This window comes from Noviherbaspirillum galbum, from assembly GCF_010974945.1.
Classification (GTDB): domain Bacteria; phylum Pseudomonadota; class Gammaproteobacteria; order Burkholderiales; family Burkholderiaceae_D; genus Noviherbaspirillum; species Noviherbaspirillum galbum.
The window spans coordinates 33,158-55,168 of record NZ_JAAIVB010000013.1 but is presented as its reverse complement, the minus strand read 5'-3'; the positions used below and the strand labels follow the sequence as shown (position 1 = coordinate 55,168).

21 protein-coding genes are annotated in these 22,011 nt (G+C 63.8%); 8 read left to right on the top strand and 13 right to left on the bottom strand.

All coding sequences use genetic code 11. From position 1 onward, the window contains the following. Nucleotides 1-200: 200 nt before the first annotated feature. The 6 genes from groL to G3574_RS05840 all read right to left on the bottom strand — a co-directional run bounded on the left by groL (nucleotide 201) and on the right by G3574_RS05840 (nucleotide 5,046). Nucleotides 201-1,856, bottom strand: a complete 1,656-nt coding sequence (groL, locus tag G3574_RS05865; protein WP_163961090.1) for a chaperonin GroEL — start codon at nucleotides 1,854-1,856, stop codon at nucleotides 201-203. A 39-nt stretch (nucleotides 1,857-1,895) separates the two neighbouring features. Further along, nucleotides 1,896-2,186 carry a co-chaperone GroES gene (groES, locus tag G3574_RS05860; RefSeq protein ID WP_163961089.1) on the bottom strand — a complete coding sequence of 97 codons (291 nt, stop codon included), beginning with the start codon at nucleotides 2,184-2,186 and terminating at the stop codon, nucleotides 1,896-1,898. A gap of 288 nt (nucleotides 2,187-2,474) precedes the next feature. Beyond that, nucleotides 2,475-3,434: a 2-hydroxyacid dehydrogenase gene (locus G3574_RS05855; protein ID WP_163961088.1), complete on the bottom strand. Its 960-nt coding sequence runs from the start codon at nucleotides 3,432-3,434 to the stop codon at nucleotides 2,475-2,477. A gap of 12 nt (nucleotides 3,435-3,446) precedes the next feature. Further along, nucleotides 3,447-3,893: a VOC family protein gene (locus G3574_RS05850; RefSeq protein ID WP_163961087.1), complete on the bottom strand. Its 447-nt coding sequence runs from the start codon at nucleotides 3,891-3,893 to the stop codon at nucleotides 3,447-3,449. Between the two features lie 145 nt (nucleotides 3,894-4,038). Further along, on the bottom strand, nucleotides 4,039-4,458 hold the full coding sequence (locus G3574_RS05845) for an organic hydroperoxide resistance protein (RefSeq protein WP_163961086.1): 420 nt from the start codon (nucleotides 4,456-4,458) through the stop codon (nucleotides 4,039-4,041). A gap of 129 nt (nucleotides 4,459-4,587) precedes the next feature. Next, entirely contained in the window at nucleotides 4,588-5,046 is a 459-nt protein-coding gene (locus tag G3574_RS05840; protein WP_163961085.1) for a MarR family winged helix-turn-helix transcriptional regulator, read from the bottom strand. A 258-nt stretch (nucleotides 5,047-5,304) separates the two neighbouring features. Here G3574_RS05840 and dacB point away from each other — a divergent pair, with 258 nt between their 5' ends. Further along, on the top strand, nucleotides 5,305-6,666 hold the full coding sequence (gene dacB / locus G3574_RS05835) for a D-alanyl-D-alanine carboxypeptidase/D-alanyl-D-alanine endopeptidase (RefSeq protein WP_328804744.1): 1,362 nt from the start codon (nucleotides 5,305-5,307) through the stop codon (nucleotides 6,664-6,666). 15 nt (nucleotides 6,667-6,681) lie between these two features. On the opposite strand, the gene G3574_RS05830 is transcribed toward dacB, so the two are convergent. The 4 genes from G3574_RS05830 to G3574_RS05815 are packed head-to-tail and all read right to left on the bottom strand — an operon-like array spanning nucleotide 6,682 to nucleotide 9,550. After that, entirely contained in the window at nucleotides 6,682-7,182 is a 501-nt protein-coding gene (locus G3574_RS05830; RefSeq protein WP_163961083.1) for a TPM domain-containing protein, read from the bottom strand. Between the two features lie 45 nt (nucleotides 7,183-7,227). After that, nucleotides 7,228-8,031, bottom strand: a complete 804-nt coding sequence (locus G3574_RS05825) for a TPM domain-containing protein (RefSeq protein WP_163961082.1) — start codon at nucleotides 8,029-8,031, stop codon at nucleotides 7,228-7,230. A gap of 1 nt (nucleotide 8,032) precedes the next feature. Further along, nucleotides 8,033-8,614, bottom strand: coding sequence for a LemA family protein (locus G3574_RS05820; RefSeq protein WP_235953082.1), 582 nt, complete (start codon nucleotides 8,612-8,614; stop codon nucleotides 8,033-8,035). A 45-nt stretch (nucleotides 8,615-8,659) separates the two neighbouring features. Continuing rightward, nucleotides 8,660-9,550: a DMT family transporter gene (locus tag G3574_RS05815; protein ID WP_163961081.1), complete on the bottom strand. Its 891-nt coding sequence runs from the start codon at nucleotides 9,548-9,550 to the stop codon at nucleotides 8,660-8,662. 107 nt (nucleotides 9,551-9,657) lie between these two features. Between G3574_RS05815 and pyrF the strand changes: the two genes are divergently transcribed. Further along, complete coding sequence (gene pyrF, locus G3574_RS05810) at nucleotides 9,658-10,488, top strand: orotidine-5'-phosphate decarboxylase (RefSeq protein WP_328804742.1); 831 nt, start codon at nucleotides 9,658-9,660, stop codon at nucleotides 10,486-10,488. Nucleotides 10,489-10,503: 15 nt separating this feature from the next. On the opposite strand, the gene G3574_RS05805 is transcribed toward pyrF, so the two are convergent. From G3574_RS05805 to G3574_RS05795, 3 genes are all read right to left on the bottom strand, one after another. Continuing rightward, the gene (locus G3574_RS05805) at nucleotides 10,504-11,382 is read right to left on the bottom strand and encodes an alpha/beta fold hydrolase (RefSeq protein ID WP_163961158.1); all 879 of its coding nucleotides are present in this window, start codon (nucleotides 11,380-11,382) and stop codon (nucleotides 10,504-10,506) included. Further along, a complete protein-coding gene (locus tag G3574_RS05800) occupies nucleotides 11,382-11,867 on the bottom strand; it encodes a CinA family protein (RefSeq protein WP_163961079.1) in 486 nt (161 codons plus the stop codon). Before G3574_RS05800 ends, G3574_RS05805 begins: the two co-directional genes overlap by 1 nt. A gap of 277 nt (nucleotides 11,868-12,144) precedes the next feature. After that, nucleotides 12,145-15,816, bottom strand: a complete 3,672-nt coding sequence (locus G3574_RS05795) for a hydantoinase B/oxoprolinase family protein (RefSeq protein WP_163961078.1) — start codon at nucleotides 15,814-15,816, stop codon at nucleotides 12,145-12,147. A gap of 649 nt (nucleotides 15,817-16,465) precedes the next feature. On the opposite strand from G3574_RS05795, the gene G3574_RS05790 reads away from it, so the two are divergent. From G3574_RS05790 to G3574_RS05765, 6 genes are all read left to right on the top strand, one after another. After that, on the top strand, nucleotides 16,466-17,731 hold the full coding sequence (locus tag G3574_RS05790; protein ID WP_163961077.1) for an ABC transporter substrate-binding protein: 1,266 nt from the start codon (nucleotides 16,466-16,468) through the stop codon (nucleotides 17,729-17,731). Nucleotides 17,732-17,862: 131 nt separating this feature from the next. After that, the gene (locus G3574_RS05785) at nucleotides 17,863-18,729 is read left to right on the top strand and encodes a branched-chain amino acid ABC transporter permease (protein ID WP_163961076.1); all 867 of its coding nucleotides are present in this window, start codon (nucleotides 17,863-17,865) and stop codon (nucleotides 18,727-18,729) included. 10 nt (nucleotides 18,730-18,739) lie between these two features. Further along, on the top strand, nucleotides 18,740-19,795 hold the full coding sequence (locus tag G3574_RS05780) for a branched-chain amino acid ABC transporter permease (protein ID WP_235953081.1): 1,056 nt from the start codon (nucleotides 18,740-18,742) through the stop codon (nucleotides 19,793-19,795). A 1-nt stretch (nucleotide 19,796) separates the two neighbouring features. Beyond that, a complete protein-coding gene (locus G3574_RS05775; RefSeq protein WP_163961075.1) occupies nucleotides 19,797-20,510 on the top strand; it encodes an ABC transporter ATP-binding protein in 714 nt (237 codons plus the stop codon). Continuing rightward, a complete protein-coding gene (locus tag G3574_RS05770) occupies nucleotides 20,510-21,214 on the top strand; it encodes an ABC transporter ATP-binding protein (RefSeq protein WP_163961156.1) in 705 nt (234 codons plus the stop codon). Before G3574_RS05775 ends, G3574_RS05770 begins: the two co-directional genes overlap by 1 nt. Nucleotide 21,215: 1 nt before the next feature. After that, nucleotides 21,216-21,995 (top strand): putative hydro-lyase, encoded by a 780-nt coding sequence (locus G3574_RS05765; RefSeq protein WP_328804740.1) that lies wholly within the window; start codon nucleotides 21,216-21,218, stop codon nucleotides 21,993-21,995. Nucleotides 21,996-22,011 lie beyond the last annotated feature (16 nt).

Genomic DNA, 22,011 nt, shown 5'->3' with positions numbered 1-22,011 from the left:
TTCCCGCCTGCGCGGGAACGACACACGTAGTCTAGGATGGCAGGCGTAGTCGCCGATGACAGGCGTATTTCCGAATGACAAGTGCCATCGGAGATGAACCACCCGCACCCCCCAAAAAACAAAAAGGCCCGCGGACACATCCCGCAGGCCTTCTACATCAAGCTGATGCCACCAAGGCCATCAGCGCATGAAGCGATGAATTACATCATCCCATCCATACCGCCCATGCCACCCATACCGCCCATGCCGCCCATGCCGCCAGCAGCAGCCGGCTTGTCTTCGACGAGCTCGGCAACGGTGCAATCGGTGGTCAGCATCAGGCCGGCGATCGACGCTGCGTTCTGCAGTGCCGAACGGGTCACCTTGGCCGGATCCAGCACGCCCATTTCGACCATGTCGCCATAGGTGCCGTTGGCGGCGTTGTAGCCGAAGTTGCCCTGGCCTTCGATGACCTTGTTGACGACGACGGATGCTTCGTCGCCGGCGTTGGTCACGATCATGCGCAGCGGCTCTTCCATGGCGCGCAGGACGATCTTGATGCCAGCGTCCTGGTCGGGGTTGTCGCCCTTCAGGTCCTTGATGCCGGCGCGAGCGCGCAGCAGGGCCACGCCGCCGCCAGGAACGATGCCTTCTTCAACGGCTGCGCGGGTCGCGTGCAGCGCGTCTTCGACACGTGCCTTCTTCTCTTTCATCTCGACTTCGGTGGCTGCGCCAACCTTGATCACGGCCACGCCGCCTGCCAGCTTTGCGACGCGCTCCTGCAGCTTCTCGCGGTCGTAGTCGGAGGTCGCTTCTTCGATCTGCACGCGGATCTGCTTGACGCGGGCTTCGATCGAGGATGCCTGGCCGGCGCCGTCGATGAGAGTGGTGTTTTCCTTGCCGATCTCGACGCGCTTTGCCTGGCCGAGGTCGTTCAGGCTGGCTTTTTCGAGGGTCAGGCCGACTTCTTCAGCGATGACCTGGCCGCCGGTCAGGATGGCGATGTCTTCCAGCATGGCCTTGCGGCGGTCGCCGAAGCCAGGAGCCTTGACGGCGCAGGTCTTCAGGATGCCGCGGATGTTGTTGACCACCAGGGTGGCCAGCGCTTCGCCTTCGATGTCTTCGGCGATGATCAGCAGCGGACGGCCAGCCTTGGCGACTTGCTCGAGCACCGGCAGCAGGTCGCGGATGTTGGAGATCTTCTTGTCGAACAGCAGGACGAAGGGATTCTCCAGGACGGCGACTTGCTTCTCGGGGTTATTGATGAAGTACGGGGACAGGTAGCCGCGGTCGAACTGCATGCCTTCGACGATGTCGAGTTCGTCGTTCAGGGACTTGCCGTCTTCGACGGTGATCACGCCTTCCTTGCCGACCTTTTCCATCGCTTCAGCGATGCGGTCGCCGATGGAGGCGTCGGAGTTGGCGGAAATGGCGCCGACCTGGGCGATTTCCTTGGAGGTGGTGCAGGGCTTGGCGATGGTCTTGAGCTGCTCGACGGTGGCGCCGACGGCCTTGTCGATGCCGCGCTTCAGGTCCATCGGGTTCATGCCGGCGGCAACGAACTTCATGCCTTCGCGGACGATGGCTTGTGCCAGCACGGTCGCGGTGGTGGTGCCGTCACCGGCGTTGTCGGAGGTCTTGGAAGCGACTTCCTTGACCATCTGGGCGCCCATGTTCATGAGCTTGTCTTTCAGTTCGATCTCTTTCGCGACCGAGACGCCGTCCTTGGTGACGGTGGGGGCGCCGAAGGAGCGCTCCAGAACGACGTTGCGGCCCTTGGGACCGAGGGTAACCTTGACTGCGTTGGCGAGGATGTTGACGCCTTCGACCATCTTGGCACGGGCGGCATCGCCGAATACGACTTCTTTAGCTGCCATGTTCGTAACTCCTAAGTATCTTGTTCTGGGAAATTCGTATTACTGCTGAACGACTGCCATGATGTCTTCTTCGCGCATCACCAGCAGCTCTTCACCGTTGACCTTCACGGTCTGGCCGGAGTATTTGCCAAACAGCACGGTGTCGCCGACTTTCACTTCCAGCGCGCGGACCTTGCCATCTTCGAGGATCTTGCCGTTGCCGACGGCGAGGATCTTGCCCTGATCCGGCTTTTCAGCAGCAGCATCCGGAAGAACGATGCCGGACGCAGTCTTGGTTTCCTGGTCGAGGCGCTTGACGATGACGCGATCGTGCAATGGACGAAGGTTCATACAAACTCCTTAAAAATCAATAAGTTATAGTTTTTTGCGGCAGGCTTGCTGCAAACTTGGCATTTCACCGTGCAGCGGAACCGCACTGGAAAATCGTGATGCCGGGAAAAGTTGTTAGCACTCTCCCCTGACGAGTGCTAAGTATAGGGATGTGGTTTGCTTTTTTCAAGACAGGGGACGGGAAGAAATTTCGGAGGCGGGAAACGCGAGAGTGCGTGCATCTTGCCGGAGACCCGGAATCCGGCCTTGCGCCGCATCAAGCGCAGGATGGCTTCCGGGCGGCGGGATTCAGTAGCCGCGCGACCGGTCCACCATGCCTTGCAGCGGACCGCCGGCCTCGAAGGCCAGGATGCGGCCGGCGATCTGGTCCAGGCTGGGGTCGCGCAAGGTGAGCGCCGACACATGCGGCGTGATGGTGATCCCGGGATGTCCCCAGAAAGGATGGCCGGGCGGCAGGGGCTCCTGGCGAAACACGTCCAGGGTGGCATGGCCGACCTGCCCGCTCGCGAGCGCGGCGATCAGGTCGTCGTCCACCAGGTGGGCGCCGCGGGCGAGGTTGATCACGTGGGCGCCCCGGGCCAGCTTGCCGAAGGCCGCCCTGTTCAGGATGTTTTCGGTGCCGGCGGTCAGCGGCAACAGGTTCACCAGCGCGTTCGCGCCGGAGAGGCAGGCGTCGAATCCGTCGCTGCCCGCGAAGCTGGCGATGCGGTCGTCCCGGGGATCGGGCTTGTCGGGAAGGCGGCGGCGCCATCCGCGCACCGGGAAGCCGAGGCCGGCGAGCGCGGTGGCGACCTGCGAGCCGAGCGCCCCGAGGCCGAGAACCGCGACGGCATGGTTCGCGGGATCGTCGGCGGGCAATGCTTGCCATTGCCGGCTGGCCTGGGCGCGTGCGTAGTCATCGAAACGGCGGAACTGCCTCAGCACCGCGGCGCAGGCATAGTGCGCCATCTGCCGTCCCATGCCGGCGTCATCCAGCTTGACCAGCGGCAGGGTATCTGGAACCAGTCCGGGATGGGTCCGCAGCAGGTCCAGCAACGCATCCACGCCGGCGCCCAGGCTGAAGATCGCCTTCAGGCCGCGCTCCGGGCGCAGCAGCGCCGCGGGCGGCTTCCACAGCAGGGCGTAATCCGCCGGCGCATCGTCGCCCGGCGTCCACGCGCGAACCTGCGATCCGGGCAGGCGCGACGCCAGGCCATCCAGCCATTGCGCGGCATCGGTCGCGCCGGCCTTGTAGAACAGGATGCGCATGCGCCGTCCGCCTTACTTGGCGAACAATTGGCCGAAGTCGGCGAAGGCCTTGATCTCGATGGCGTTGTGGCTCGGATCATAGAAAAACATGGTGGCCTGTTCGCCGACCTGGCCCTGGAAACGGATGTAGGGTTCGATCACGAATTGCACGCCGCGCTGCTTCAGGCGCTCGGCGAGGGTGTGGAATGCGTCCATGGAAAGCACCACGCCGAAGTGCGGGACCGGGACGTGCTTGCCGTCCACTTCGTTTTCCGCTGCAAGGCGCGATGGTGCCGGCGCGAGATGGGCAACGATCTGGTGGCCGTAGAAGTTGAAATCGATCCACTCGTCGGAACTGCGGCCCTCGCTGCACCCCATGACGTCGCCCCAGAAGGTGCGGGCGGCATCCAGGTCATGGACGGGAAAGGCGAGATGGAAGGGCTGGGTAACGGCGTGGGTAGCGGAAGATGAAGCAGACATGGACGTTCCTTTTTGCGGAGGAGCTTCCATTGTAGTGAAAATCGGCGCGCCGGGCGGGATCGGGACGCCAATGCAAAACCCCTCCGCGGAGGGAGGGGCTTTCATGCTTGCCGCGATGCGGCAGCAGCGCGTGCTCAGGTGATGCTTAGGCGATGCTCAGCTTTACGTCGAGGTTGTTGCGGGTGGCATTGGAATACGGGCAGACTTCGTGCGCCTTGTTCACCAGGGCTTGCGCGGCTGCCTTGTCCATGCCGGGCAGGGACACGTTGAGCGCCACGTCCAGGCCGAATCCGCCCTTGTCGTTCGGGCCGATGCCGACGTCGGCGGTCACCGCGGCGTCGGCGGGCAGGGCGGTCTTGGTCGCCATGCCTACGAACTTCATGGCGGACAGGAAGCAGGCCGCATAGCCGGCGGCGAAGAGCTGCTCGGGATTGGTGCCGTCACCGCCGGCGCCGCCCAGTTCCTTCGGCGTGCTCAGGCCTGCCTGGAGCTTGTTGTCGACGCTGGTGGCGCGGCCGTCGCGGCCTCCGGTGGCGGTTGCCTGGGTGCGGTACAGAATCTGCATGCGGTTCTCCTGTTTGGGTCGATGAGTGATGTGACGGCTTTAATATAGCACTCAATTAGATTGCGTGCAATCTAATTTGCGGCCTTCCCGATCCGCGAAGCATTGCGCGCCTTGCCCGGCGCGCGGGGATCAGCACTGCATGTTCGCCAGGTCCTTGCGCAGGCTGGCAAGCCGGTTGCGCAGCGACGACAACTCGCTGGCGGACTGGCCGCTTGCGCACACGATCTGCTCGGGAATGCCCTGCGCCTTCTTCTTGAGCGCGCGGCCTTCCCGAGTCAGGGTGATGCGCACCTGGCGCTCGTCGGCTTCGTCGCGGACCCGCTGGATCAGCGCGGATGCCTCGAGGCGCTTGAGCAGCGGGGTCAGCGTGCCGGAATCGAGGAACAGCTGCTCGCCGATGGTCTTCACCAAGATGTCATCCTGTTGCCATAGCACCAGCATGACAAGGTATTGCGGGTAGGTAAGGCCAAGCTTGTCGAGGAAGGGCTTGTAGGCCTTGGTCATGGCGAGCGAGGCGGAATACAAGGCGAAGCAGAACTGGTTTTCCAGGGCCAGGGAATCGGTCGAGGAAGGCGTGGATTTGGGCATGATAGAGGGACGCGGCGTGGGATAATTCGCGAGCAAGGAAACCTGGTGAAATCAAGACAGCGGAAGACCCGTTCGACGGCCATGCGCCGTTTCAATGCAAGCTCTGATAAGAAGCACTAAATTCAATTGCGTGTGACATATTACTTTCATCCTATGCGAATTTTACGCAGACTCCAAGCAACCTTGATCCTGTTTGCGTTGAGTTGCGCGCTGTTTGCGCAAAATGCATCCGAATTGCCGGAATCGCCGACGCCTTCGGTGCTTCCAGTCCTGCCACTCCTTCCAGTCCCCATCGCCGATGCGATCCAGCGTTCCGGCTTGCCGCCCGAAAGCGTGGGCCTCTATGTCCAGGAACTGGCGACCGGCAAGGTCGTTGCCGCCTTCCACGAGGATGCTCCCTTCAACCCCGCATCGACCATGAAGCTGGTGACGAGCAATGCCGCGCTGGAATTGCTCGGGCCGACCTTCACCTGGAAAACCCAGGCCTTCGCCGATGGCGCGCAGCAAGGCGACGTGCTGCGGGGCGACCTGGTCATCCGGGGCAGCGGCGATCCCAAGCTGGTCCTGGAAAGCCTGTGGCTGTTCCTGCGCAAGCTGCGCGCGCGCGGCATCCGCGACATCCAGGGTAACCTGCTGCTCGACCGCAGCGCCTTCGAGGAAGTTCCGGAAGACGCATCCGCCTTTGACGGCGATCCGCTCAAGCCCTACAACGTCGGCCCCGATGCCTTGCTGCTCAACTATAAGGCGCTGGCCTTGCGCCTCGTCCCCGACGAGGCGCGTCATCGCGTTGACGTGTCGATTGACCCGCCGCTGCAGCATTACGGCCTGCAGCCGCCCCGCCTCGTCAAGGGCGAGTGCGGCGACTGGAAGGCGCGCCTGCAACCGATGCTCGACGGCGACGGCGCACGCTTCGGCGGCGGCTATCCCTTGTCGTGCGGCGAAAAGGCCTGGTACATCCATCCCTGGCAGATGTCTCACGCGCGCTATTTCGAACTGGTGTTCCGGCGCATGTGGGCCGACATGGGTGGCCAGCTGCGCGGGGAAGTGCGGCCCGGCGCGCCCTCGCCGCAGGCGCGCCTCGTCACCGAATGGGAATCCGCGCCCCTCTCGGAAATCATCCGCGACATCAACAAGTACAGCAACAACGTGATGGCCCGCCAGCTGCTCCTGACCCTCGCCTACAAGGCCTATGCCATGCCGGCCAACACCGCGCGCGGCGCGGCGGCGGTCCGTGCCTGGCTGACGGCAAAGGGCATCCAGGCGCCGGAGCTCGTGATCGAGAATGGCTCGGGCCTGTCGCGCGTGGAGCGCATCGCGCCCGCGACCCTGGGCCGCATCCTGGCGGCCAGTTTCCAGGCGCCCACCATGCCGGAATTCATGTCGTCGATGCCTTTGGTGGGCTATGACGGAACGATGCGGTCGAGGCTGAAGGACCAGTCGGTGGCGGGCAGGGCGCATGTCAAGACCGGCATGCTCAACGACGTACGGGCAGTCGCGGGATATGTGCTTGCGGCGTCGGGCAAGCGTTACGTGGTTACCTGCCTGGTGAATCATCCGGAGGCGGGCAGGGCGGTGGAGATGCAGGACCTGCTCCTGCAGTGGGTTTACCTGAACGGCTGAGGCTCCAGGCGGCTCCTACATCATCAACGGCCGGTCGGGCAGTTCGTTGCTGGTCGCGCCGTCGTCGGGGTAGCGTTCGGCAAGCATGGCGTTGAGCTGCTCGAGGGCGGCGATGGTGCCGCGCTCGAACTCGCCCTGGGCGAAATCCAGGGTCATGGCCTTGCACAATTCCTGCCATGCATTGGCGCTCACCGCCTTGCCCAGACCGCGGTCGGCCACGATCTCGACCTGGCGGTCGGCGAGGTTGATGTACACCAGCACGCCGCAGTTTTCCTCGGTATCCCAGACGCCGAGCTGGGAAAACAGCATGCGCGCGCGCTCGCGCGGGGTTTGCCCCTGCAGCACGGCCTGCGGGCTGAGTGCGGTTTCCACCACCAGCCTCACCTCGGCGCGGTGACGCCTTTCCCCGGCGCCGATGCACTGCTCGATCGCCTGCAGCGACGCGGGCGGAAACAGCCTGCGCCCGGTGGCCGACGTGGTGCGCAGGTGTCTCAGCAGTCTGGCGATCGTGCTCATTGTCGGTGTCCGTTGATTCCGCTCATTTGCATTTGGTGATTTTTTCTACCAGTTACCCGAAGCGCCGCCGCCGTCCGCCGAGCCGCCGCCGCCGCTGAATCCCCCGCCGCCGCCAAAGCCGCCGCCACCACCTCCCCAGCCGCCGGAGCTGCCCCAGCCGCTTCCCATGCCGCCGCCGAGGATGATGCCGGGAGAACTGCCCCAGCCGCTCCTGCCATGCCGCAGCCGCTGCCCCGACCGGGCACGCATCAGCATGATGAACAGCAGCATGAAGATGATGACGAGCATGAAGGGAAAGCCGCCTTCCTCGTCCTGGCTGGCCTGCTTGGGCGAGGCGGCGGGGAAGGCCTCCTTGTCCAGCAGGTTCATGATGGCCGAGGTGCCCGCCACGAGGCCGCCGTAGAAATCGTTCTGCCGGAAATGCGGCGCGATCACGTCCTGCAGGATGCGCTTGGATTGCGCGTCGGTGAGGCTGCCCTGCACACCGCGTCCCGCCTCGATGCGGAGGCGGCGCAGCGCGGGCGGGTTGTCCCGGGCGACGATGAGCAGCACGCCGTCGTCGACACCCTTGCGGCCGAGCTTCCATTCATCGAAGACACGGATGCCGTACTGCTCGATGGCTTCCGGCTCGGTCTTGCCGATCAGCAGGACCGCGATCTGGCTGCCGGTGCGGTCCTCGTATTCCTTGAGCACGTTTTCAAGCGCATTGCGCTGCTCGGAGGTCAGCATGCCGATCTGGTCGGTCACGCGGGCCTTGAGTGCCGGCACCGGGACGAAGTCCTGCGCGGACCCGGCGCACGGCCACCAGGCCAGGAAGAGGACGACCAGCAGGACGCGCAGCCTGTCCATGCTACTTGCCGAAGTTGACCGCCGGCGCGTTGGAAATCGCCTTTTCATTGTCGACGGTGAACGAGGGCTTGACCTCGTAGTGCATCGCCATGGCGGTCAGGTTGGTTGGGAAGCTGCGCGCGAGGATGTTGTACTCGCGGACTGACTGGATGTAGCGCTGGCGGGCGACGGTGATGCGGTTTTCCGTGCCCTCGAGCTGGGACTGCAGGTCGCGGAAGCTGGCATCGGCCTTGAGGTTGGGATAGTTCTCCGACACCGCGAGCAGGCGCGACAAGGCGGAAGACAGTTCGCCCTGCGCCTGCTGGAAGCGCTTGAAGGCCTCGGGATTGTTCAGGGTTTCCGGCGTGACCTGGATGCTGGTCGCCGCGGCGCGGGCGCGGGTCACGGCCTCGAGCGTCTCGCGTTCATGCGAGGCATAGCCCTTCACCGTATTCACGAGATTGGGAATCAGGTCGGCGCGGCGCTGGTACTGGTTGACCACTTCGCCCCAGGCGGCCTTGACCGCTTCGTCCCTGGACTGGAATTCGTTGTAGCCGCAGGCGCTGAGCAGGCCGAGCAGCCAGAGCAGGGCGATTCGCTTCATCCAAGCATGCATCATGACGGTCCTTGTTCGACGAGGTTGGAAACATTATCCCCGATTGCCGGCCGGCCTCTTCAACAATACGCTACTCATGGCGACAAGGATCAATGCCATGGCGGCGTAATCCTGCCAATGCGGGGTTTCATGCAGCAGCCAGGCGCCTGAAAACACGCCGAGGACGGGAATCATCATCACCGACAGGCTCGACGCCACGGGCGGCAGGCTGCGGGCGAGGCCGAACCACACGACGTGCGCGAAGCCGAAGATGACGGCCGCGTTGTAGGTGATGCTGGCCACCGTGATGCCGTCCGGAACATGCCAGCGGCTGCTCTCCGCCACTACCGCGATGACCGCCATGATGACGGTGGCGATCGCCAGCATCCAGAACGTGAGGGAAATCGTCGGCATGTCCAGGCTGGTACGCTTGAGTTGCACGGTGCCGTAGCCCCAGCCCGCCGCCGCGACCAGGGCCAGCAGGCTGCCGGCCGGATTGCCGGCCAGCGTCGCGAACTCGCTGGACAGCAGCAGGAGCGCTCCGGCCAGGGCGCAGGCGATGCCGAACCACGCGCCGCGCGTGGGCCGGTCGCGGAAGAACAGCACGCCGCACAGCACGGCCCAGACGGGCATGGTGTAGCCGAGGATGGCGGCGCGGCCGGAAGACAGCATCCGCACCGCCACGATCATGAATGTATGCCAGACCAGCATGTTGGGCACGGCCAGCCTGGTCACAGCGCCGAGCTGTCCGGCGGGAATGGCAAGCGAGGCGCCCTGCAGCCTGGCCGCGAGCCAGATGACCGGCAGGCCGCCCGCCATGCAGAGCACGCGGAAGCTGATGGGAGGAAAGGCGCGCACGCCGAGTTTCATGATGGGCCAGTTGATGCCCCAGCATAGCGTGAGCAGGAGGAGGAGAATCCAGTCCTTGCGGGAGAGCGTTGTCATCCCGGAACCTTATCATGACAGGCTACAATGCGCATTTCGCCCCGCGCGAGCCCGCCGGGCCAGCCACCTCGGCATCGACAGACCGACTTCCACGAACAGGCACGACCGTGACGCCAACCACTTTCTCCGACAAGCTTTCCGCCGCCTGGACGGCGCATCAATCCTTGCTCTGCGTCGGGCTCGACCCCGACATCAGCAAGTTCCCCGGCGATTTCAAGGGCAAGTCCGACGCCATCTTCTGCTTCAGCAAGGCCATCATCGACGCCACCGCGGACCTGGCCTGCGCCTTCAAGCCGCAGATCGCCTACTTCGCCGCGCTGCGCGCCGAGGAGCAGCTGGAAGCCATCTGCGAATACCTGCGCAATACCTATCCGCACATCCCCATCGTGCTCGACGCCAAGCGCGGCGACATCGGCGCCACCGCCGAACAGTACGCGCGCGAAGCCTTCGAGCGTTATGGCGCGGACGCGGTGACGGTCAATCCCTACATGGGGTTCGATTCGGTGGCGCCCTACCTGGAATGGAAAGACCGCGGCGTGATCATTCTTTGCCGCACGTCCAACCCGGGCGGGTCCGACCTGCAATTCCTGCAGGTGGATGGCAAGCCGCTGTACCAGCACGTGGCGCGCCTGGTGGCGGAAAAATGGAATACCAGCGGCCAGTGCGGCCTGGTGGTAGGGGCGACCTTTCCGCAGGAACTGGCGGAAGTGCGGCGCATCGTCGGCGACATGCCGTTGCTGGTGCCCGGCATCGGCGCGCAGGGCGGCGATGTCGCGGCGACGGTGGTCGCCGGCAAGACGGCCGGCGGCGCCGGCATGATGATCAACTCGTCGCGCGCCATCCTGTACGCGGCGCCGCAGGCCGGCGAAGAGTTCGCGCAGGCCGCGAGGCGGGTCGCGCAGGAAACGCGCGACGCGATCAACCAGCACCTGGCCTGAATCCAGGCTGGAAGATCAGGCCTGGAAGAAATCCAGCATCTCCGCCAGCAGCGGTTCCGGGGCTTCCTCGGGGATGAAATGGCCGGCGGGCAAGGCCTTGCCGGTCACCGGCTGTTCGCACTTCTCCTGCCAGTCCTGCAGCGGCTTGAAATACCTGCCGACGATGCCGCGTTCGCCCCAGACCACGCGGGTCGGGCAACGTATCTTCATGTTGTCATCGTCGCGGTCGTGCTCGAGGTCGATGGTCGCGGCTGCCCGGTAGTCCTCGCATGCGCCGTGGATCGCCTCCGGCGTGCAGAAGCAGCGCTCGTATTCGGCGCGCGCCTCGGGATCGATGTAGTCCAGGCCCTGCGAACCCCAGCCGCCGAGGATGGTGTTCAGGTAAAAGGCGGCGCTGTTGCCGATCAGGGTTTCCGGCACGGGCGCGGGCTGGATCAGCAGGAACCAGTGGTAGTAGAGCGTCGCGAAACGCATGTCCGTCGCTTCATACATGGTGCGCGTCGGCGAGATGTCGACCACCATCAGCCTGTCCACCCGGTCGGTGTGGTCGAGCGCGAGGCGGTGTGCGACCCGTGCACCGCGGTCGTGGCCGCATACCTGGAAGCGCTCATGCCCGAGGGCGGTCATCAGTTCCGCCATGTCCCTGGCCATCGTGCGCTTGGCGTACTGCATGTGCCGGGCGTCGCCGGGAGGCTTGGAGGAATCGCCGTAGCCGCGCAGGTCCGGCATCACCAGGGTGAAACGTTGCGCCAGCCTGTCCGCCAGCTTGTGCCAGATGACATGCGTCTGCGGAAAGCCGTGCAGCAGCAGCAGGGCCGGTCCGCTGCCGCCGTGGCGGACATGGATCGTCACGCCATTGACGTCCACCTGCTCGCGGCGAAAGGCGTCGAGAATCACATTTGCTCCAGCATGCGCAACAAACCTTTCATCGCATGCACAACCGTCTGCTCGCGCACCGCGCGCCGGTCGCCGCTGAAGACGAGGCGCTCGGTATGGGTATGGTGTTCGCGGGACCAGCCAAAGCATACGGTGCCAACCGGCTTGCCGGGTACCGCGCCGCCCGGTCCGGCGATGCCGGTGGTCGACAGGGTGACATGCGCATTGCTATTGGCGAGCGCGCCTTCCGCCATCGCCCCTGCCACTTCCTCGCTCACCGTGCCGAACTGGGCGATCATGGCGGCGGGCACATCGAGCAGTTCCGTCTTCGATGCATTCGAGTAAGTCACGAAGCCGCAATCGAACCACTCGGACGATCCGGCGATTTCCGTGATGGCCTGGGAGACGCCGCCCCCGGTGCAGGATTCCGCCGTCGTCAGCAGCAAGCCCTTCTGCTGCAGCACGCGCCCGACGCGCGCTGCCAGATCAATGATCTCATCCATCTTCCTGTACTCCCATCGCATTGTTGAATGTCGGCTCGCCGGCGGTTCGCATCATGCTGTCTGGAAATGTCCGCCGGCGGCAGCGCCGCGGCAGCAAGGAAGGCCGGCGGCATGCTTACTTTACCACCGGGAAGAAAGGTGGCGGTACGCAATTCGCTTGTGATTGATCTGGAAGAACGCTGCCCTCGCCGGGGTGGCGGGATGGGATCGGCAGCGGGAATGAACAAACCGTCGCCCGGTCCGCAGCCGGCATGGCCACGGACCGGGGATGGATGCCTCAGGACTCGGCGGGAACCGCCTCGGCCGCGCCGAGCATCGCCGGCTTCGTCGCGGAGCCGTATCCGCCGCCGCCAGGCGTCTCGATCACGAACACGTCGCCGGACTGCATCTCGGTGCTGGCGACGAAGCCGAGTTCCTCGCGCCGGCCGTCTGCGCGGATGACGTAGTTGCGGCCGCATCTGCCGGGTTCGCCGCCCGCCACGCCGAAGGGCGGGACCAGCCGGTTGTTCGACAGGATGGACGCGGTCATGGGTTCGAGGAAGCGGATGCGGCGGATGCCTCCGTTACCCCCATGCCATTGTCCCCGCCCGCCCGAGTTGGCGCAGATTTCATAGCTCTCCACGCGTACCGGATAGCGCCACTCCATGATCTCCGGATCGGTCAGGCGCGAATTCGTCATGTGCGTCTGGACCACGTCGGTGCCGTTGAAACCCTTGCCGGCGCCCGAGCCGCCGGAAATGGTCTCGTAGTATTGGTAGGCGTCGTTGCCGAAGGTGAAGTTGTTCATGGTGCCGGGTGCCGAAGCGAGCACGCCGAGCGCGCCGTAGAGCGCGTTGGTGATGCAGCTCGAGGTTTCGACGTTGCCCGACACGACCGCCGCCGGATAGCGCGGATTGAGCATCGAGCCTTCCGGCACGATGACGTTGAGCGGCTTCAGGCAACCGGCGTTCAGCGGAATCTCGTCGTCCACCAGCGTGCGGAACACGTACAGCACCGCCGCCATGCAGATGGAGCGCGGGGCGTTGAAGTTGTTGTTCAGCTGGGGCGAGGTGCCGGTGAAGTCGATGTCGGCGCTGCGGTCCTGCTGGTTGACGCGGATCGCCACCTTGATCACCGCGCCGTTATCCAGGCGGTAAGTGTAGCTGCTGTCCTTCAGCGCGCTGATGACGCGCCGCACCGCTTCCTCGGCGTTGTCCTGCACGTGCTTCATGTAAGCCTGCACGACTTCCAGGCTGAAGTGATCGACCATCTTCAGCAGTTCTTCCACGCCTTTCTGGTTGGCGGCAATCTGCGCCTGCAGGTCGGCGATGTTCTGCTTGACGTTGCGGCAGGGATGCTTGCCGGAGGAGAGCAGGGCGATGGTTTCCTCTTCCAGGAAGCGCCCGGCCTTGACCAGCTGGAAGTTGTTGATCAGGACGCCTTCTTCTTCCACGACCTTGCTGTCGGCCGGCATGGAGCCCGGCGTGATGCCGCCGATGTCGGCGTGGTGGCCGCGCGAACCGACGTAGAACAGCACCTTGCTGCCACTGGCGTCGAAGGCCGGGGTGATGACCGTGACGTCAGGCAGGTGGGTGCCGCCGTGGTAGGGGTCGTTCAGCATGAACACGTCGCCCGGCCGCATCGTCGCGGCGTTCTCGCGGATGATGGTCTTGATGCTGTCGCCCATGGAGCCGAGGTGCACCGGGATGTGCGGTGCATTGGCGATGAGATTGCCTTCCGCGTCGAAAAGCGCGCAGGAAAAGTCGAGGCGCTCCTTGATGTTGACCGAGAACGCGGTGTTCTGCAGGCGCAGGCCCATCTGCTCGGCGATGCTCATGAAGAGGTTGTTGAACACTTCGAGCATGACCGGGTCGGCGGTGGTGCCGATGGCCTTGCGTTCCGGACGCGCGGCCACGCGGGTCATGACAAGGTGGTCGAGCTTCGTGACCTCGGCCATCCAGCCGGGTTCGACGATGTTGGTCGCATTCTTTTCCGCGATGATCGCCGGGCCATGGATGACGTCGCCCGGCCGGGTGTCCTCGCGGCGGTAGAGCGCGGTATCGTGCCATGCGCCGCCCGAGAAGAGCCGCACGGTTTCCGTCGCGCGCAGGGGGCCTTCGCGCGGCGGCACGTCGTCCGCATTGCTGCCGTCTTCCTGGGACACGCCGACGGCCTCGACGGAAATCGCTTCGATGACGAGCTGCTTGTCCGGCATCAGGAAGGAATAACGCTTCTTGTAGGCCTGTTCGAATTGCTCGACCATGGCGGCAAGCGTGCCGAAGCCGACCACGATGGCGGAATCGGTGCCGTCGTAGCGCAGGTGCGCGCGTTCGAGCACGCGGATGCGCGATTGCTCGACGTCCTGGGACAGCAGGTCCTGGCGCGCTTCCTCGCCCAGTGCGCGCAGCTTGTCAGTCAGGATGGACATGACCGATTCGCCCAATGGCAGTTCGAGCGCCTGTTCGCGCATGGCCGTCTGGTCCGCGAGCCCCATGCCGTAGGCCGAGAGCACGCCGGCGAAGGGATGGGCAAAAACGCGCGTCATGCCGAGGGCGTCCGCCACGAGGCAGGCATGCTGGCCGCCGGCGCCGCCGAAGGTGGTAAGGGTGTAGTCGGTGACGTCGTGTCCGCGCTGCACCGAGATGAACTTGATGGCGTTGGCCATGTTGCCGACCGCGATTTCGATGAATCCCTCCGCGACTTCCTCGGGCGTGCGGCGGTTTCCGGTCGCGCGGTAGATTTCGTCAGCCAGTTCGGTGAACTTCTGTACCACGATGTCGCGATCGAGCGGCTCATCGGCGCGGGGGCCGAAGACCGCGGGGAAGTAGGAAGGCTGGATCTTGCCGAGCATGACGTTGCAGTCGGTGACGGCCAGCTTGCCGCCGCGGCGGTAGCTCGCCGGACCGGGATTCGCGCCGGCGCTGTCGGGTCCGACGCGGTAGCGGGAGCCGTCGAAATGCAGGATGGAGCCGCCGCCTGCGGCGACGGTATGGATGCTCATCATGGGAGCGCGCATTCGCACGCCCGCCACCTGGGTCTCGAATTCGCGTTCGAATTCGCCGGCATAGTGCGAGACGTCGGTGGAGGTGCCACCCATGTCGAAGCCGATGATCTTGTCGAAGCCGGCGGTGCGCGCGGTGCGCACCATGCCGACGATGCCGCCGGCGGGGCCGGAGAGAATGGAATCCTTGCCCTGGAAGCGGTGGGCATCGGTGAGTCCGCCATTGCTTTGCATGAACAGCAGCCGCACGCCATCCATCTCGCTCGCGACCTGGTCCACGTAGCGGCGCAGGATGGGCGAGAGGTAGGCATCGACCACGGTGGTATCGCCGCGCGACACCAGCTTCATCATCGGGCTGACCTTGCTGGACACCGACACCTGGGTGAAGCCGGTTTCACGCGCCAGCCGGGCGATCGTCTCTTCGTGCCGGGTATGACGGTAGCCGTGCATGAGCACGATGGCGATCGCGCGGAAGCCGGCGGCATGCATTTCCTCCAGGTCCCGGCGAACCTGCGCTTCGTCGAGCGGCTTGATGATTTCGCCCTGGGCGCCGATGCGCTCGTCGACTTCCACCACGGATTCATAGAGCAGTTCCGGCAGGACGATGTGCCTGTCGAAGAGCCGGGGGCGGTTCTGGTAGGCGATGCGCAGCGCGTCGCGGAAGCCGCGCGTGATGAAGAGCACCGTCGGGTCGCCCTTTCGCTCGAGCAGGGCATTGGTGGCAACGGTGGTGCCCATCTTGACGGCTTCCACCTGTTCCGGGGAGATCTTGTCGCCGGCCTCGATGCCGAGCAGCCGCTTGATGCCCGCGACCGCCGCATCCTTGTACTGCTCTGGGTTCTCGGACAACAGCTTGTGCGTCAGCAGCCTGCCGTCGGGACGGCGGGCGACAATGTCGGTAAACGTGCCGCCCCGGTCGATCCAGAACTGCCAGCGCTTGTCTTTTTCCCCGTGAATTTGCTGCTCCATGGTGCCTTCACCTTTCTTAAAGAGATGAGACCGCTTGCGCGGCCCGATCAGATTGCCCCGCCTCCCACGCGCCGTCATGCAAGGCGCGACCGGCAGGAAGTGTCCGGATTCGTGTCACAGCTTTCTTGCGTCAGACACCAATACGCCGTGCCCGTCATGTCCCTCCGGAAACTTGGTTGCCATCAACATGGCTCCCTTTTGTTTGCGGCTGACAGCCCCGGACTCGGCTTGAATCTCTGTGACGTTTTGCGTATTGTAAGTTTAACGTCGATAAAATGTAAAACGATTTGTTGACATTTTATTTTCGTTGCATTTAAGATTCAGCAACCAAACAATGGAGACATTTTTGTGGCGGAACGTGAGGGAAAATCATGTGCGCACGAGATGCGCGAGGCAGCCGCCGCATCGCGGGCATGCCGTTCCGCCGCCGGACTTGGAAGCCTGCAGGCCATTCATGGCGGCGAAGCAATCCATGGACCGGCAGGATCAAGGCGCGCCGGCGCCGGGATGCGAAACTGGATGCCGCGCCGGCATCGAAGCACTCGCCGCCCGCATCGGCCGGTACGAATTTCTGGCAGTAAAAAAAGCACTCCCTGTCCGCAGCAAGGGAAGGGTCGTTGGTGGTTCTAATCAAGAGGAGCGTGTCACCATGTTTAGCAAAGCAATCAAGCGAATCGCCCTGGCAGGGGCGGTGCTGTCTTTCAGCGTCGCCGCGCAAGCGCAGCAAGAAATCAAGATCGGCGTCATCTATCCGCTGACGGGCGCCGCCGCCTCCACCGGCGCCGAAATGAAGCATGCCCTGGAACTTGCCGCGGACATCATCAACAACGGCACCAAGGAAGCCCCCACGCTGCCGTTCGCGGCCGGCGGCGGCCTGCCCAACCTGAAGGGCGCGAAGATCAAGCTGGTCTTCGCCGACCACCAGGGCAATCCCCAGGTCGGCGCGAGCGAAGCCGAACGCCTGATCACCCAGGAAAAGGTCGTGGCCCTGGTCGGCGCCTATTTCAGCAATGTCACCGCGACGGCCAGCCAGGTATCCGAGCGCTACAAGATCCCCTTCCTGAATCCCGAGTCGTCTTCTTCCACGCTGACCCAGCGCAATTTCAAGTACTTCTTCCGCACCACGCCGCACGATGACCTCTTCGTGCACAACTTCTTCCAGTTCTTCAAGGATATTGAGGCCAAGAAGGGCGTGAAGGTCAAGCAGCTCGGCACGTTCAATGAAAACACCCTCTGGGGCAATGAAACGACCAAGCTGGAGACCAAGCTTTCCCAGGAAATGGGATACAACGTGGTCAAGACCATCACCTATCCCGCGAAGAGCACGCAGCTGACGTCCGAGGTGCAGACGCTGAAGGCCGCCAATCCGCAGGTAGTCATGCAATCGTCGTATCTGGGCGATGCCATCCTGTCGATGAAGACCTACAAGGAACTCGGCTTCTCGCCCGACATGATCCTGGCGAACAACGCGGGATTCACCGATACCGAATTCCGCCGCACGCTGGGCAAGGACGCCGACTACGTCATCACCCGCGAAGTCTGGTCTCCCGACCTTGCCAAGAACAATCCGCTCATCAAGCAGGTGAACGACCTGTTCAACAGCCGCTACAAGATCGACTTCACCGGCAACTCCGCGCGGACCTTCACCGGCCTGATGACCATCGCCGATGCCATCAACCGTGCCGGCTCGGTCGAGCCTGAAGCCATCCGCAAGGCGCTCATCGAAACCGACATCCCGGGCAGCAAGCTGATCATGCCGTGGAAGGGCATCAAGTTCGATGCCGCCGGCCAGAACACCCTGGGTTCCGGCATCCTGGTGCAGATCATCGACGGCAAGTACAACACCGTCTGGCCCTTCGACATCGCCACCAAGGACGTGGTGTGGCCGATGCCCAAGTGGGACCAAAGAAAATAAGGCTGGGCTGGATGCCGCGGCATCCGCGAGGCGGCGGAACGGAAAAGCGTCCGCCGCGTCTCCCGAGTTCCGATACAGGCGGATAATGCATGCGGAAGGCGGGAAGCGAGAGTTGGAAACTGGAGAAAAAAATGTCTTTTGAAATAGTGCTGCAGACCCTGGCTTCAGGGTTGCTCATCGGGCTCATCTATGCCCTGGTGGCGGTCGGCCTGACCATGATCTTTGGCGTGATGGATATCGTGAACTTCTCCCACGGGGAATTCCTGATGTTCGGCATGTACTCGAGCTTCTGGCTCTATGCGCTGTACGCCCTGGATCCGCTGTTCACCTTGCCCCTCACCGCGCTGTTCCTGTTCGGGCTCGGCGTCATGGTCTACAAGCTGGTGATCAGCAAGATCATCAACGCGCCCATGGTGTCGCAACTGTTCACCACCTTCGGTCTGATGCTGCTCTTCAGGGGCATCGCGCAATTTCTCTGGAAACCCGATTTTCGCAGCGTGGACAAATCGGTCGTCAGCGGCGGCGTGTCCGTCGCCGGCTTCCAGATCGGCCTGCCGCAGGTCGTGGCAGGCGTGGGCGCCATCCTCGTGACGGCGGGCGTGTATCTCTTCCTGACGCGCACCAAGGCTGGCGCGGCGCTGGAAGCGACGGCCGCCGACAAGGACGCGGCCCGCCTCATGGGCATCGACTCGCAAAAGATGTTTGCGCTGGCCTGGGGCATCGGCGCCGCCTGTGCCGGCGTCGCGGGCGCGCTGCTGTCCACCTTCTTCCCGATCTTTCCCGAGGTCGGCGCGAACTTCATCCTCATCGCCTTCGTGGTCGTCAACCTCGGCGGCTTCGGCAGCATCATCGGCGCGCTGATCGCCGGCGTGCTCGTGGGCGTGATCGAGGTCATGGGCGGCTTCCTTTTGGGACCGCAATACAAGCTGGCCATCGTCCTGGCCTTGTTCCTCGCGGTGCTGATGTTCCGGCCGCAGGGCCTGCTGGGCAAGGCTTGAGGAGGAAAGCATGGAAGACATCGTCATGAACAACAAAACCTCGCTTTCCGCATCGACCGGACCCGCGCCGGCGCCGCACGGAAAATCCCGCCTCGGCCTGATCGTTTCCGTGGTCGCCATCATCGCCGCGTTCTTCGTGCCGCTGGTCGTCGACAGTCCTGCCCACCAGAACGTCGCCATCCTCATCCTGATGGCCGCGCAGATGGGCGTGGCATGGAACATCGTCGGCGGCTATGCCGGCCAGGTATCCCTCGGCCACGTCGCCTTCTACGGCATCGGCGCCTATACCTCGACCCTGCTGATGACCCAGTGGGGAATCAACCCCTGGCTGGGCATGCTGGCGGGAGGCGTCCTCGCCGCCGTGATCAGCGTGCTGATCGGCTGGCCCTGCTTCCGCCTGAAGGGCCACTATTTCACGATGGCCACCATCGCCGTCGCCGAAATCGTGCAGATCATTTTCACCAACTGGGAATTCGCGGGGGCGGCTGTCGGCATCACCCTGCCCATGGACCAGCAGGGCTGGGGCGCCCTGATCTTTTCCTCCAAGGTGCCCTACTACTACATTGCCCTAGGACTTCTGCTGCTGACCTTGCTGGCCAACCTGCTGATCGAGCGCAGCTACCTCGGCTACTACTTCCGCGCCATCAAGGATGAGCCCGATGCCGCGCGCAGCCTGGGCGTCAATCTCGGCACCTACAAGCAGGTCGCGTTCGCGGTGAGCAGCTTCTTCACCGCCCTGGGCGGAAGCCTGTACGCGCAGAAGGAACTGTACATCGACCCGACGTCCGTGCTCGGCACCGGCCTGTCGATCAAGATGGCGCTCGTCTCCATTCTCGGCGGAATCGGCACACTGGCCGGTCCGGTGATCGGCGCCGGCGTGCTGACCACCATCGACGAAGGCACGCGCATCCTGTTCGGCGGCTCTGGCCTCGGTACCGACCTCATCATCTACGCAGCCCTCATCATCGTCATCGCGGTGTACTACCCGACCGGCGTCATGGGCTGGATCAAGAACTTCCTGGCGCGCCGCAACGCGAGACAGGCTTCGCTGGAAAAGGGAGAGTGACATGACCCTGCTGCACGTCAAGAACGTCACCAAGAAATTCGGCGGCATCACCGCGAACCAGGATGTTTCCTTCGAAGTGGGCGCGGGCAAGATCGTCGGCCTGATCGGTCCGAACGGCGCCGGCAAGACCACGATGTTCAATTGCATCGCCGGCTATTTCCCGCCCACCGCCGGAGAGATCTGGCTCAACGGCAAGAAGATCTCCGGCATGACCCCCGAGCAGTGCGCGCGCGCGGGCGTGGGGCGTACCTTCCAGGTGGCGCGCACCTTCACCAGCATGACGGCCCTGGAAAACGTCATGGTGGGTGCCTTCCTGAAGGACCGCCACGTCGGTCGCGCCCGCAGTATCTCCACCAACCTCCTGAACTTCGTGAATCTCGGCCGGTTCCGCGACAAGCCCGCTGGCAGCATGACCATCAGCGAACAGCGCCGCCTCGCGGTGGCGCGTGCCTTGGCGGTGCAGCCCGAACTGCTGCTGATGGACGAAGTCATGGCCGGCCTCAATCCTACCGAAGTCAAGGACATGGTGGACGTCGTGCTCCGGATCCGCGAAAAGGGAATTTCCTGCCTCATCGTGGAGCACGTGCTCGAAGGCATCATGCCGATTGCGGATGCCATCGTGGTCCTCGATTACGGCAAGAAAATCGCCGACGGCAAGCCTGCCGACGTATCCAACAACCCGCAAGTCATCGCCGCGTACCTGGGAGAGGAATGATGCTTGAAGTTCGCAACCTGAAAGTCAGCTACGACGGCGTGCTGGCAGTGTCCCGGGTCAACCTGCAGGTGGGCAAGGGCAAGCTCGTCGCCCTCGTGGGCGGCAATGGCAACGGCAAGTCCACGACCCTGCGCGCCATCGCAGGCCTCAATGCCGCCGATGAAGGGGAAATCCGTTTCAATGACACGGAGATCAAGAACGTGCCTGCCCACAAGCGGGTTCCCATGGGCTTGTGCCTGGTGCCGGAAGGACGCAGGCTGTTCGCCCGCCTGACGGTGGAACGCAACCTGGAACTCGGCGCCTATACGCGCGACGATCCGCGGGAGATCCAGGAATCCATCGACCAGATCTACTCATTGTTCCCTATCCTGAAGGAACGACGCCACCAGCTCGCGGGAACCATGAGCGGCGGCGAGCAGCAGATGCTGGCGATCGGTCGCGGCATGATGTCGCGGCCCAAGCTGCTGCTGCTCGACGAACCGTCCTGGGGCATCGCGCCCAAGTTCGTGGCGAAGGTGCTCGATACCATCCAGCTGGTCAACCAGCAGGGCGTCTCGGTGCTGCTGGTGGAGCAAAGCCTGCACAAGGCGCTCGCGATCGCGGACTATGGCTACGTCATCCAGACCGGCCGCATCGTCATGGAAGGCACCGGCCAGGAACTCCTCAACAACGAAGACATCAAGAAAGCCTATCTTGGACTCTGACGTGAACAAACCTTTTCATTCCCTCAATCCGGCGGAAGTCCGCGCGCTTTGCCGCAGCGGACAATACGATGGGCCGACCGCGGGCACCGCGCGAGGCCATATGCAGGCCAACATGATGATCCTGCCGAAGGAATTCGCCTTCGATTTCCTCCTGTTCTGCCAGCGCAATCCCAAGCCATGCCCCCTGGTCGAAGTGCTGGAGCCCGGCCGTGCCGAGCCGAGGTGCGCGCCGGGCGGGGATGTCCGCACCGACCTGCCGGGATACCGCATCTTCAGGGACGGCAGGCTGGTGGAGGAGGTCAGCGACATCTCCTCATTCTGGCGCGACGACCTGGTTACCTTCCTGATCGGATGCAGCTTTTCCTTCGAGGATGCGCTGATCGCCGGCGGCATTCCCTTGCGCCATGTCGGCATGGGCAGGAACGTGGCCATGTACAGGACGAACATCGCATGCGAATCGGCTGGCCGGTTCACCGGGAACATGGTCGTCAGCATGCGGCCGGTCAAGAGCGGGCAGATTGCCCGCGCGGTGGAAATCTCCGGGCGTTTCCCCGAGGTGCATGGCGCGCCGGTGCACATCGGTCATCCGGAAGCGATCGGCATCGCCGACCTGGCGCGTCCGGATTTCGGCGAGGCGGTTCCCGTGCTGGAAGACGAACTGCCGGTGTTCTGGGCCTGCGGCGTGACGCCGCAATATGTTGCAGAACTCAGTGGTATTCCATTTTGCATTAGCCATTCTCCGGGTAAGATGCTGGTGACGGATTTCATTACTAATAAATGAAATCGCAGCACTCCGG

Excerpts from the sequence above, each read along its gene's own strand:
- groL (WP_163961090.1), bottom strand. The coding sequence starts at position 1,856 with ATGGCAGCTAAAGAAGTCGTATTCGGCGATGCCGCCCGTGCCAAGATG.
- groES (WP_163961089.1), bottom strand. The coding sequence starts at position 2,186 with ATGAACCTTCGTCCATTGCACGATCGCGTCATCGTCAAGCGCCTCGAC.
- G3574_RS05855 (WP_163961088.1), bottom strand. The coding sequence starts at position 3,434 with ATGCGCATCCTGTTCTACAAGGCCGGCGCGACCGATGCCGCGCAATGG.
- G3574_RS05850 (WP_163961087.1), bottom strand. The coding sequence starts at position 3,893 with ATGTCTGCTTCATCTTCCGCTACCCACGCCGTTACCCAGCCCTTCCAT.
- G3574_RS05845 (WP_163961086.1), bottom strand. The coding sequence starts at position 4,458 with ATGCAGATTCTGTACCGCACCCAGGCAACCGCCACCGGAGGCCGCGAC.
- G3574_RS05840 (WP_163961085.1), bottom strand. The coding sequence starts at position 5,046 with ATGCCCAAATCCACGCCTTCCTCGACCGATTCCCTGGCCCTGGAAAAC.
- G3574_RS05830 (WP_163961083.1), bottom strand. The coding sequence starts at position 7,182 with ATGAGCACGATCGCCAGACTGCTGAGACACCTGCGCACCACGTCGGCC.
- G3574_RS05825 (WP_163961082.1), bottom strand. The coding sequence starts at position 8,031 with ATGGACAGGCTGCGCGTCCTGCTGGTCGTCCTCTTCCTGGCCTGGTGG.
- G3574_RS05820 (WP_235953082.1), bottom strand. The coding sequence starts at position 8,614 with ATGAAGCGAATCGCCCTGCTCTGGCTGCTCGGCCTGCTCAGCGCCTGC.
- G3574_RS05815 (WP_163961081.1), bottom strand. The coding sequence starts at position 9,550 with ATGACAACGCTCTCCCGCAAGGACTGGATTCTCCTCCTCCTGCTCACG.
- G3574_RS05800 (WP_163961079.1), bottom strand. The coding sequence starts at position 11,867 with ATGGATGAGATCATTGATCTGGCAGCGCGCGTCGGGCGCGTGCTGCAG.
- G3574_RS05795 (WP_163961078.1), bottom strand. The coding sequence starts at position 15,816 with ATGGAGCAGCAAATTCACGGGGAAAAAGACAAGCGCTGGCAGTTCTGG.
- G3574_RS05790 (WP_163961077.1), top strand. The coding sequence starts at position 16,466 with ATGTTTAGCAAAGCAATCAAGCGAATCGCCCTGGCAGGGGCGGTGCTG.
- G3574_RS05785 (WP_163961076.1), top strand. The coding sequence starts at position 17,863 with ATGTCTTTTGAAATAGTGCTGCAGACCCTGGCTTCAGGGTTGCTCATC.
- G3574_RS05780 (WP_235953081.1), top strand. The coding sequence starts at position 18,740 with ATGGAAGACATCGTCATGAACAACAAAACCTCGCTTTCCGCATCGACC.
- G3574_RS05775 (WP_163961075.1), top strand. The coding sequence starts at position 19,797 with ATGACCCTGCTGCACGTCAAGAACGTCACCAAGAAATTCGGCGGCATC.
- G3574_RS05770 (WP_163961156.1), top strand. The coding sequence starts at position 20,510 with ATGCTTGAAGTTCGCAACCTGAAAGTCAGCTACGACGGCGTGCTGGCA.